Below are 11,024 nucleotides of genomic sequence, written 5' to 3'. Positions count from 1 at the left end.
TTTGACTTGCCCTTTTGCGCCCCGGCCGCGTTGCCGGAACCCTTGAATACTACAAGTATTCGCGGAACCCGGCGCCTGGCCGGGACACAAAATTGCTGCGCCAACTGCACACTTTATTTCCCGACAGACCCTAAACGTGAAAATGGCTGGGAAAATGAATTTCCCCTCTTGCAATCCGGTACTCTCTCTGCTATAATATATTACTGCGGCCTGATGTGGCCGCCAATATGTGACGGAGGAGGTGGTCGACTTGCCGAATATCAAGTCTGCCAAGAAGAGGGCCAAGGTGATTGAAGCCAAGACGGCGGTCAATCGTCGGGTCAAATCCAGTCTCAAGACATCCATCAAAAAAGCGCAGGCTGCTATCGCCGAGGGAGATCCCGCGTCCGTCAACGAAGCATATCGCAGTGCGCAGCGGGACATCGACCGCGCTGTGGCGCGCGGTATCCTGCACAAGAATACGGCGGCGCGCCGCAAGAGCCGACTGGCGGCCAAGATTGCGGCCCCGGCCCGCTGAGGGTTTGGCAGACAACTCCCGCATCCTTCTCGGGATGCGGGAGTTTTTTGAGGCGCCGCTCTGGGCGGGCGGCCCATGGGGACGGTGATGCAATGATTGGACTCGCAATCGGCGACGTGGTGGGGGAACCGGGCCTTAAGATGATCGAGGCACATGTGTCTTCCCTGCGGCGCCTATATGACGCGGATTTCGTGATGGCCAACGGGGAGAACGCCGACATGCTGGGCATCCGCCCCGAGCAGGCCGACCGGATGTTCTCCGCCGGCGTGGATGTGATCACGCTGGGCAACCACACTTGGCGCCGCCGCGAGATCGCTCGGACGTTGGACGAACAGCCGCGCCTGCTCCGGCCGGTCAACTTTCCCAGCCAGAATCCCGGCGCCGGACACTTTGTGTTCATCACAAACCTCGGTGTCCGGGTGTGCGTCGCCTCGCTGGTGGGTCGCTGCCTGATGGACTTTCATCCGGACAATCCATTTCTCGCAGCGGATCGCCTGCTCGCGCAGACGGAGGCCGACCTGTTTGTGATCGACTTCCACGCCGAGACCACCAGCGAGAAGGCCGCCCTGGCCCACCACCTTGACGGCCGGGCACAGGCGGTGCTGGGCACGCACACCCATGTGCAGACCGCCGACGAGCGGATCCTGCCGGGCGGTCTCGGCTTTCTGACCGACCTCGGGATGACGGGCCCCGCGCATTCGGTGCTGGGCGTAAAACCCGAGCAGTCCGTCTCTTCGTTCCTCGGCAATCTCCCGCAGCGTTTTGAACCGGCGCCCGGCCCCGCCAAACTGGAGGGCGCCCTGTTCGAGATCGACGAACAGACCCGCCGTTGCACTGCCATCCGCCGCCTCGCCATCCACAGTTGAAATTGTAAAATATTTCCTTTTAAGGCCAGATGAAAGGGAGCTTGGGTGCCCGTTGAACATTCAGATTTTTGGCAGGGCCAGGTGTTTCGACACGAAGAAGGCCGAACGGTACTTTAAGGAGCGGCGCATTTCCTATCAGTTCGTCGATCTCGCCCGCCATGGGATGAGCCGCGGGGAACTTGTCAGCGTTCGCAACGCCGTGGGCGGACTGCCGCCCCTAATCGATGAGAGCCGGGAGGACGCGGCGCTGCTGCGCTACCTGGCCTACGACGACGACCGACTCGAAAAACTCGTGGCACAGCCGGAACTCATACAGACCCCCGTCGTCCGCAATGGCCGGCAGGCCACCGTGGGGTATCATCCCGACGTCTGGAAGACGTGGGCCTGACAGGACGCAAAAGGGGCGTCGACGCTGAAGCGGGCAGAGGATAGGAATACGGTGAAGGGGGAACGTGATGCGGACGTGGACGGTGGGCGACAACGACGCCGGGCGGCGGCTGGATCGGTTTTTGTCGAAGGCGGCGCCCGCGCTCTCTGCCGCACATGTACAAAAGGCCATCCGGACCCGGCACGTCAAGGTGGACGGCCGGCGCGCGGAGGGCGGTACGCGCCTCGCCGCGGGCCAGACTGTGACGCTTTACGAAGACGCCGCGCCCGCCGCGGGACCGGACCTGGCGCACCTCGCCCGGCCGTACCCGCCGCTCGCCGTCGTTTTTGACGACGCGAACCTCCTCGTGCTGGACAAACCGTCCGGCCTGCCCGTGCAGCCGGACGGCTTGCCCAGCACGCCGGCGCTGGCCTCGTACGTGCAGGCCTATCTGTTCCAGCGGGGCGACTGGGACCCCGCGCGGGAGAACACCTTCGCCCCGGCGCCGGCCCACCGCATCGACCGCCACACGAGTGGACTCGTGCTCTTCGCAAAAAATGCCGAGGCGCTGCGGATCCTGACGGAGAAGTTCCGCCTGCGGGAGATTGAAAAATCCTACTGCTGTCTGATCCACGGGACGCCCGACGCGCCGGCGGGCACACTCCGCCACTGCCTGCGCCGCGATGAGACGCGCAGCCGCGTATCGGTACGCCCCGACCGGCGCGACGGCGCCAAAACCGCCGTGACCGCCTACCGCGTGCTTCTCAGCCGAAACGGCCTCTCGTTGGTCGAATGCCGCCCGCTCACGGGCCGCACCCATCAGATCCGCGCGCAGTGGGCCGCCGTCGGGCACCCGCTGCTGGGGGATGGCAAATACGCGGACAACCGGGCCGATCGGGCCCTGGGCTGGACGCACCAGGCGCTGCATGCCCACACGCTGACCCTGGCCTTCCAAACGCCGGCCGGCCGGCTGGACCCCCTGCGGGGCCGCGTATTCGAGGCGCCGCCGCCGCCGTGGGTCGCTGCCTTTACCCGCGATGAACATGTATGATATTCAGAGCTTTCGCGAGAAAACAAGAGAAAAATAAAGATATTCCCGTTCTCTTTTCTTTTTGTCGAGAGAAATTTGAGAAATATTCTGATTTTTGTTGACATTTACGTGTTTTCACTGTATAGTCTTTCTTGTGATCTACAAGACGCCGCCGGCTTGGGCCGGATACGAAACGGGGGATGATACATGTCCGAACTCATTCGCCTTGTCAACTGCGTCATGGCGTTTGATGATGTAACAGTGCTGAATTCAATCAATTTGACCATCAAAGACAAGGAATTCCTCACATTGCTCGGACCCAGCGGCTGTGGCAAAACCACGACGCTGCGGATCATCGGCGGCTTCGAGGTGCCCACCTCGGGGGACGTCTTTTTCGACAATGTGAGGATTAATGATGTTCCGCCCTACCGGCGGCGCGTCAATACGGTGTTCCAGCGCTACGCGCTCTTTCCCCATCTGAACGTCTTTGAAAACGTGGCCTTTGGCCTGCGCGTGGCCAAGGTGCCCAAAGCCGACATCGAGCGGCGTGTGCGGGCGTCTCTCGACCTGGTGGGCCTGCGCGGCTACGACAAGCGCGCCTCCCACCAGCTCTCGGGTGGTCAGCAGCAGCGCGTCGCCATCGCCCGCGCCATTGTGAACCATCCGCAGGTGCTGCTCCTCGACGAGCCGCTGGGTGCGCTCGACCTCAAGCTGCGCAAGGAGATGCAGATTGAACTCAAGCGGATCCAGCAGCAGGTGGGCATCACCTTCGTCTACGTCACCCACGACCAAGAGGAGGCGCTGACGATGTCGGACACAGTCGTCGTCATGAAGGACGGCGTGATCCAGCAGATTGGTACGCCGGTGGATATCTACAACGAGCCGAAGAACGCCTTTGTGGCCGACTTCATCGGGGAGAGCAACATCGTACCCGGCGTCATGCACCGGGACTGCGAGGTCAGCTTCGCCGGCCGGGCCTTCCGCTGCGTGGATACGGGCTTCGCTTCGGACGAGCCGGTGGACGTGGTCATCCGACCGGAGGACATCCGGCTGTCGCCCCCCGAGGAGGGGCAGCTCGACGGGGATGTGCTCTCCGTCACCTTCAAGGGCGTCCATTACGAGATGATGGTGCGCGCGCGCGACTTCACATGGATGATCCACTCCACGGCCAGCGAACCGATCGGCGCCCGGGTGGGTCTCTCGGTGCGGCCCTTCGACATCCACATTATGCACAAGACGGAGGCGGTCTCGTGAGCCGCCGCCTGCGGCTCACGGCGGTGCCGTACGCCCTGTACGCCTTGATCTTCATTGTGGCGCCGCTGCTGCTCATCCTCTACTACAGCCTGACCACCGGGCAGGGCACGGCCCTGTCACTGGACAATTTCCGCCGCTTCTTTGACCTAAGCGACACGGTGTACCTGCGGGTGCTCTGGCGCTCGCTGTGGATCGCCGGTGTGAGTACCGTCGTCTGCTTTGTGCTGGGGTACCCGATGGCCTATATCCTCTCCAGGATGAAAGAGCGCACCCGCAACGTCGTCTCTTTCCTGTTCATTCTCCCGATGTGGATGAACTTCCTCCTGCGCACCTACGCCTGGATGACGCTGCTCGAACGCACCGGCGTGATCAACACGGTGCTGAAAAACCTGGGTCTGCCGTCGCTTGAGATCATGTACACCGCGGGCGCCGTCATTCTCGGCAATGTCTATAATTTTTTGCCGTTCATGATCCTGCCTATCTACACCTCTCTGACGAAGATTGACCAAAACCTCATCGAGGCGTCGGAGGATTTGGGCGCGGGGCGCGCGGTCACCTTTTTCCGCGTCGTCTTTCCGCTCTCTTTCCCCGGTATCATGAGCGGATTTACGATGACATTCATGCCGGCCGTCACCACCTTTATCATCTCCAAACTGCTGGGCGGCGGGCAGAACGCGCTGATCGGCGACCTGATCGAAAAACAGTTCAAGGTGGCCGGGGACTGGGGCTTCGGGTCGGCCATGTCGGTCATTTTGATGGTGCTGATCTTGCTGTCGATGAACGCGCTCTCCCGCTATGAGAAGGAGAACGCAGGCGGGGGGCTCATGTGAATGAAAGTGTTAAAAAGCGCCTACTCGGGGCTCATTTTCCTGTTTCTCTACGCCCCCATTGCCGTCCTCATCGCGTTTTCGTTCAACGGCGCCAAGTCCCGCGGGGCCTGGGGCGGGTTCTCGTTTCGCTGGTATGAGTCGCTGGCGCAAAACGCCGAGATTCTGCATGCGCTGCGCAACACATTGGTCATCGCGCTGCTTTCCGCCGTCATCGCGACCATCATCGGCACGGCGGCCGCGCTTGGCATGCATCATATGCGCCGGGGACTCGCCAATTTCATGCTCAACGTCACCTATCTGCCCGTCCTGAACCCGGACATCGTCACAGGCATCTCTCTGCTGATCCTATACGTGTTCATCGGAATCAACCTGGGCTTCTCCTCGCTGCTGCTGGCCCATATCACGTTCAACATCCCGTATGTCATTCTGTCGGTGAGTCCGCGCCTCAAGGGGATGAACCGGCACGTCTTCGAGGCGGCCCTCGACCTCGGCGCGGGGCCGGCGCGGGCCTTCTTCAAGGTAATTGTCCCCGAGATCCTGCCCGGCATCGTGAACGGCTTTCTGCTGGCCGTCACGCTCTCCATCGACGACTTCGTGATCTCGTTTTTCACCGCCGGGCCGGGGGTGTCCACGCTGTCCATCACCGTCTACTCCATGGCCCGCAAGGGGATCAAACCGGAGATCAACGCGCTTTCCTCCATCATGTTCGTCGTGGTGCTCCTGCTGCTGCTGACCGTCAACATCCGCGCCGGCCGCGACATCCGCCGCCGCACGCAAAACCACGTGCGTTCCCGTTCTCCAAGAGCACTGTCCTCCCGTGAGCACTGAGCGAGCGCCTCGGACGCGCGACACCTTGCTTTGCGTGATAAGAGTCTGAAAAATTCCATAATAACGTGGGTTGCACCTGCAACCCACAACCCAAATTCTTGTATTTTGTTGCCGCTTCGCGGCAACAAAATACTAAAAAGGGGATGCGTGCATTGAAATTGTTTCGTTGCCTTCGCTGCGGACTGCTGGCGCTGTGCCTGCTGCTGCCGGCGGCTTGCGGGTCCTCGTCCGCGCCGGACGGCGGCTCCGCCAATGTGACACTCAAGGTGTTCAACTGGGGGGATTACATCGACCCGGAAGTGACGGAGCTCTTTACGCAGGAGACCGGGATTGAGGTCATCTACACCATGTTTGAGGCCAACGAGGACATGTACACCTCGATCAAGGCCAGCGGCGGCGTGTCCCACGACGTGGTCATCCCGTCCGACTACATGATCCGCAAAATGATCAACGAGGACATGCTCCGCAAGATCAACCTGGACAACGTCCCAAACTACAGCCTCCTCGACGACCGTTTCAAAGACCTGGACTTCGACCCGCAAAACGAATATTCCGTTCCCTACATGTGGGGGACCGTGGGCATCGCCTACAACACGACGATGGTGAACGGACCAATCGATTCCTGGACGGCGCTGTGGGACGAGCAATACCGGAAGAACATCTTTATGATGGACAGCGTACGCGACAGCCTGGGGGTCACGCTGAAGATGCTGGGTTACTCGATGAACACGAAGAACGAGGCCGAGCTGCAGGAGGCGTACGACAAACTGGTGGCGCAAAAACCGTTGGTGCTCGCCTACACCGGAGATGAGGTCAAAGACAAGATGATCGCCGGCGAGGCGGCGCTGGCCGTCGTCTACGCGGGCGACGCCATCACGATTTCCGATGAGAACCCCGACATCGCCTACGTCATCCCGCGGGAGGGCTCCAACCTGTGGGTGGATTCCATGTGTATTTTGAAGACCGCCCAGAACCCGGAGGCGGCCGAGGCGTTCATCAACTTCATGTGCAGCACGCCCATCGCCCAGCGCAACTGGGCGTATATCAACTATTCTTCGCCGCAGCAGGAGGTCATCGCCCAGATGCCGGAGGAATTCCGGAACAACCCAGCGCGCAACCCGTCGGCCGAAGAACTGGCGCGCTGCGAGGTCTTTGAGGACTTGTCGCAGACGACGCAATATTACGAGGATCTTTGGACTCGTCTGATCGGCGCCTGAGACAAAACCGCCCGCGGCGCGGGGGCTTGTGACAGCTTCGCACTGTGGGCGGCTCTTTAGTACCTTGTTGCCGCTTCGCGGCAACAAAAAACAAGAATTTGGGTTGTGAGTTGCAGGTGCAACCCACGTTAGTGGGAACAAAACGGGATCGTTTTCGTCTAACGGCGTAGGGAGCTCTCACAATCGATGGGAGGCGCCCGGACAGGAGGGGGATCAGGTGAAAATGAAACAGCGCATACGGGTTCTGTCACTGGCGGCGGCGTTGCTGGCTCTGTTGTTCCTGACGGCCTGCGGCAGCGGGGTACGCTACACAAGCGAAAGCGCGCCGGCGGCAGTGGCACCCGGCGGCGCCGGCACGGAGGAAATCGACCGCGCGCCGATGACGCCATCGCCTGCGTACGACGCCGCCGATGGCAAGAGCGACGCGGGCGGCCTTGGTACCGCGACCACGCAGACGCAGGAAGGATACTCCTTTACCGCGCAGAGTACCCTACTCGACCCGGGACGCAAATTGATCCGCGAGGCGGCTCTCGTGGTGGAGACCACGGATTTCATAGGCGGCACGACGGAGCTGGAGCAGCTCTGCGCCAGCGCGGGCGGGTATGTGGAGAGCTCCACCGTCCCCGGGTTGTCGCTGGCCGCCGGCACGCGGGCGCTACGCAGCGCCCACTACCTGTTTCGCATCCCCGTCGGGGAATACGCGCACTTTGTGCAGACAGCCGGTCAGGTCGGGAACCTGCTTTCCCGAACGGAGACCTCCGAGGACATCACCGACCGCTATTTCGACACGGAGGCGCACCTCAAGGTGTTGATGCTGCGGCGCGACCGACTGCTCGTTCTGCTGGAGGCGGCGACGGACAGTGAGTCCATCGTCGACTTCGAACAGTCGCTCTCGGACACCCAGTATGAGATCGAGCGACTGACGGGCACGCTGCAGAAGTACGACGCCCTGGTCTCGTACGCCACCGTCGATGTGACGCTGCAGGAGGTCGTTGCCTACAGCGATCCGCAGGCGCCCGCGGAGGAGCCGAAGACCACTGGCGAGCGGATAAAGCGGCAGTTCCTCGACTCCGTACATGCGATCGGCGACTTCTTTGTCGCTCTCTTTGTCTTCTTCGCCGGCAACATCCTCTACCTGCTGCTGACTGCGATTTTGCTCGCTTTGCTGGTGCTGTTCATCCGACGCCTCATCCGGAAGTCACGGGCCCGGCCCGCGAAACCGGCCCCCGCGCCGGCGCGTATGTATCCCGCCGCTCCCCCGCCCGCACACTGGCCGGCGCCCCCGGCAGCTCCGACCCCCGCGCCGGCAGTTCCACCGGCAGTTCCACCGGCAGCTCCGGAATCCCCGGCATCCGATAAGACAGAAAACCAGACATGAGTCCCGCGCACCACGCGATACAAGAGTGGCATGGAAATTTACATTAATTTCCATGCCACTCTTGGGTTGTCAGAATCGCCCGTCTGCGTTATACTGTGGGGGAAACATGAGGGAAAATGAAGGAGGAGGAAACGCATGAAATTCACCTTGCCCGCGCCGCGGCTATTGGGGGAGGCCAGGCAACAGAGCCGGGGGCACGCGCTGATTGTCGAGATCCTCATCTTTGTTCTCGTCTTCTTGGCAGGCAGCTTGCTCACTGGGTTTGCGCAGATCCCCGCCGTCATCGTCCTGGGGCGGGACGCGTTGATGGATATCTTTTCCGCCGCCGCGTCGGGCGATCTGTCGAACGTCGACGTCTACATCGAGCGGTTCACCTCGGAGATCACGGCCCATCCGATGATGAACCTCATCTCCCTGTTTGCCTTTGCGGTGCTCACCGCATGCGTGTTCTTTTACTGCCGCGTCATTGAGAAGCGCCGGCTCACGACACTCGGGTTTCGGAAGCGGCGGGCGCTACGGGCGTATCTGGCGGGGTTCGGCGCGGGCGCGGGGATGTTCGGCGCCACCGTGCTCCTCTGCACGCTGACCGGGACGCTGACCTTCCGGGGCTCGTCGTCCGACGGCGCTCTGGGGATGGTCGCGCTGTTTTTGCTCGGGTTCCTCATCCAGGGGCTCGCCGAGGAGGTGGTCGTCCGGGGGTATTTTCTCGTCTCTCTGGCCCGCCGGCAGCCGCTGCCCGTCGCGGTGCTGGTGAGCGCGCTCGCCTTCGCGGCGATGCACAGCCTGAACTCGGGCGTCACCCCGCTGGCCTTGCTGAACCTCACCCTGTTCGGCGTCTTTGCCGCCGTCTACCTGCTGAAACGCGGGAACATCTGGGGCATCGCCGCCTTCCACGCCGCATGGAATTTTGTACAGGGCAATGTATTCGGCATCTCCGTAAGCGGCATGGCCCAGATGCCTTCGCTCTTCTCGTTCGCCCCCTCAGACGGAAACGCGCTGATCAACGGCGGCAGCTTCGGCCTGGAAGGCGGCCTGGCGGTCACCCTCGTCTACGCGGTGGGGATCGTTGTGCTGCTGCTGAGTAAGAGTTGTGACGTGGAGGGAGCGGGCGAAATAATTGACAATTGACAGTGGAGAATTGACAATTTTATTGGTGTGATTGAGATGTCCTGGTTGGGATCTATTGTCGATTATTTGGGGAGAAAACCCAACGGCTGGTAGCCGCCTCCTCTATGCTCTTTTTGGAATATCTCAATTGGCTCTGCCCAATTTGCGAACATACAGCCAATGTGGAGGGCCACTCCCACGGGGCCCGCGTAGAAGAGACAGATTTTCCGAGGAAATAATTTTTTCTTTTTCTCTTTCAAATATATATGTATATCAGGAATATGCTCTTTCTCTATTGATTCAATATTCTCTCCTGGATATGTTCTTTCTAACATTTTTATGATGTCCCATTCAAGAATCTTCTCTTTTTCAGGTATTACATCTCTGAACTGTAGTTGTTGCTTTGCTTTTTCCCACATCGATTCTGCACTTGTACCCGGCAGAGCTGTAATAAATATATATTGAACTTCGTGTTTCTCTATGTTCTGTTGTTCATCATATCGATAATATCCGGGCCGCTTGCATCTTTTTATTTCTTCTCCTAGAGCGTGTTCCACCGCTTTTATAAGTTCATTTCTTGTTCTCCAAAATCCGCACTGTTTATTCTTTATTTTTGATATAAAGTTTGTTAGTTTTTCTCTCTCGTCTTCTTCAACACTGCTCAGATCTCCCTCACGAATAAATGATATAATAGGAATACTATTTTTGCATGCATAATCATATTCTCTTTCTGTGAAACTTTTTCCTTCTTCCGTCAATGAACCATACTTAAACCCTACAATAAGAACACAATAATCTGACTGATCCATGGTTTTTTGAACAATCTTCCACGAAGGCACTGATGCGGCTCCGAACATCTCCATACCAATTGGTATATAAGCTCTATACAAAAGCCTTTCCATTAGAGCTTTCCGTTCATTGCGCAAATCTTCGTATGTGGAGCTGATAAAGATTTGATATTTTTTCACAATCCATTTCTCCTTCAGTGTTGCGCTTTTATAATTTTTTCTGCTAACTCCAGCAATTTTTTCTTTTGGCACTCATTTCTGTGTTCCAACACAAATCGGGCACATTCCAGATTCTTCTCTTCCAAGTCTTCTTGAATTTTTAATATTTTGAACCCTTCAAAACTCCATTTAGGCTTTTCAAACTTTGATTCTTCTGTGCCAATTAGAATGCTTTTTTGAGATGTTTTATATTTCGAAAAAAACATACGACGACACACTTCTAAATAGGCTATCAAGTCGTCATGATCATATCCTTTGAATTCAACTTTATCCAGCACTGACCCGCTCTTCCCGAAGAGTGTTTCGACCAAATATTTTATGTCGATCGTCTTCAATCCCATGTATCGTTTCCCATCGGGAAGCTTAAGGACCTTTTCTAAGACTTCTCGATGGTTCTGCAAAGGTATTCCTTTTGTGGCCGCTTCTTTATTTGCTGCTTGCAATAAACTATGCAAAAGTCCAAACAAGCTTCTCTTCTCACTGTCACTGCCTGCTTTTTTGAAGTCAATCTCTTGACTGTGTCGGAGAGCATGTTTCAAAATTTTCTCCCGTTCCACGTCGAGCACCTCTTTCTCTGGGCGTAGTCTAAACTACTTTTCATAATGACATCGCTGCCTTATGTC

The 11,024-nt window shown here is 58.4% G+C and carries 12 protein-coding genes; 10 read left to right on the top strand and 2 right to left on the bottom strand.

Annotation, left to right across the window (positions count from 1 at the left end; translation table 11 throughout):
* Window positions 1-250 precede the first annotated feature (250 nt).
* The 10 genes from rpsT (at window position 251) to LBK75_03815 (ending at window position 9,415) form a co-directional block, all read left to right on the top strand.
* Window positions 251-517 (top strand): 30S ribosomal protein S20, encoded by a 267-nt coding sequence (gene rpsT, locus LBK75_03860; protein MDR1157429.1) that lies wholly within the window; start codon window positions 251-253, stop codon window positions 515-517.
* A gap of 92 nt (window positions 518-609) precedes the next feature.
* Window positions 610-1,383: a TIGR00282 family metallophosphoesterase gene (locus LBK75_03855; GenBank protein MDR1157428.1), complete on the top strand. Its 774-nt coding sequence runs from the start codon at window positions 610-612 to the stop codon at window positions 1,381-1,383.
* A gap of 52 nt (window positions 1,384-1,435) precedes the next feature.
* Window positions 1,436-1,771, top strand: coding sequence for an ArsC family transcriptional regulator (locus LBK75_03850; protein MDR1157427.1), 336 nt, complete (start codon window positions 1,436-1,438; stop codon window positions 1,769-1,771).
* A 67-nt stretch (window positions 1,772-1,838) separates the two neighbouring features.
* On the top strand, window positions 1,839-2,801 hold the full coding sequence (locus LBK75_03845) for an RluA family pseudouridine synthase (GenBank protein MDR1157426.1): 963 nt from the start codon (window positions 1,839-1,841) through the stop codon (window positions 2,799-2,801).
* A 186-nt stretch (window positions 2,802-2,987) separates the two neighbouring features.
* A complete protein-coding gene (locus LBK75_03840; GenBank protein MDR1157425.1) occupies window positions 2,988-4,034 on the top strand; it encodes an ABC transporter ATP-binding protein in 1,047 nt (348 codons plus the stop codon).
* Window positions 4,031-4,864: an ABC transporter permease gene (locus tag LBK75_03835; protein ID MDR1157424.1), complete on the top strand. Its 834-nt coding sequence runs from the start codon at window positions 4,031-4,033 to the stop codon at window positions 4,862-4,864. Before LBK75_03840 ends, LBK75_03835 begins: the two co-directional genes overlap by 4 nt.
* The gene (locus LBK75_03830; protein ID MDR1157423.1) at window positions 4,865-5,692 is read left to right on the top strand and encodes an ABC transporter permease; all 828 of its coding nucleotides are present in this window, start codon (window positions 4,865-4,867) and stop codon (window positions 5,690-5,692) included.
* A gap of 152 nt (window positions 5,693-5,844) precedes the next feature.
* Window positions 5,845-6,909, top strand: a complete 1,065-nt coding sequence (locus LBK75_03825; GenBank protein ID MDR1157422.1) for a spermidine/putrescine ABC transporter substrate-binding protein — start codon at window positions 5,845-5,847, stop codon at window positions 6,907-6,909.
* A gap of 223 nt (window positions 6,910-7,132) precedes the next feature.
* Complete coding sequence (locus LBK75_03820) at window positions 7,133-8,287, top strand: DUF4349 domain-containing protein (GenBank protein MDR1157421.1); 1,155 nt, start codon at window positions 7,133-7,135, stop codon at window positions 8,285-8,287.
* 135 nt (window positions 8,288-8,422) lie between these two features.
* Complete coding sequence (locus tag LBK75_03815) at window positions 8,423-9,415, top strand: CPBP family intramembrane metalloprotease (protein ID MDR1157420.1); 993 nt, start codon at window positions 8,423-8,425, stop codon at window positions 9,413-9,415.
* A 62-nt stretch (window positions 9,416-9,477) separates the two neighbouring features.
* Here LBK75_03815 and LBK75_03810 read toward each other — a convergent pair whose 3' ends face one another.
* The gene (locus LBK75_03810; GenBank protein ID MDR1157419.1) at window positions 9,478-10,362 is read right to left on the bottom strand and encodes a DUF4062 domain-containing protein; all 885 of its coding nucleotides are present in this window, start codon (window positions 10,360-10,362) and stop codon (window positions 9,478-9,480) included.
* Between the two features lie 14 nt (window positions 10,363-10,376).
* Window positions 10,377-10,958: a hypothetical protein gene (locus tag LBK75_03805; protein ID MDR1157418.1), complete on the bottom strand. Its 582-nt coding sequence runs from the start codon at window positions 10,956-10,958 to the stop codon at window positions 10,377-10,379.
* Between the last annotated feature and the right edge of the window lie 66 nt (window positions 10,959-11,024).

The sequence above is a fragment of the Oscillospiraceae bacterium genome, from assembly GCA_031265355.1.
Classification (GTDB): domain Bacteria; phylum Bacillota; class Clostridia; order Oscillospirales; family UBA929; genus JAIRTA01.
The sequence above is the reverse complement of the archived record's forward strand: the minus strand, read 5'-3'. Positions and strand labels throughout refer to the sequence as shown.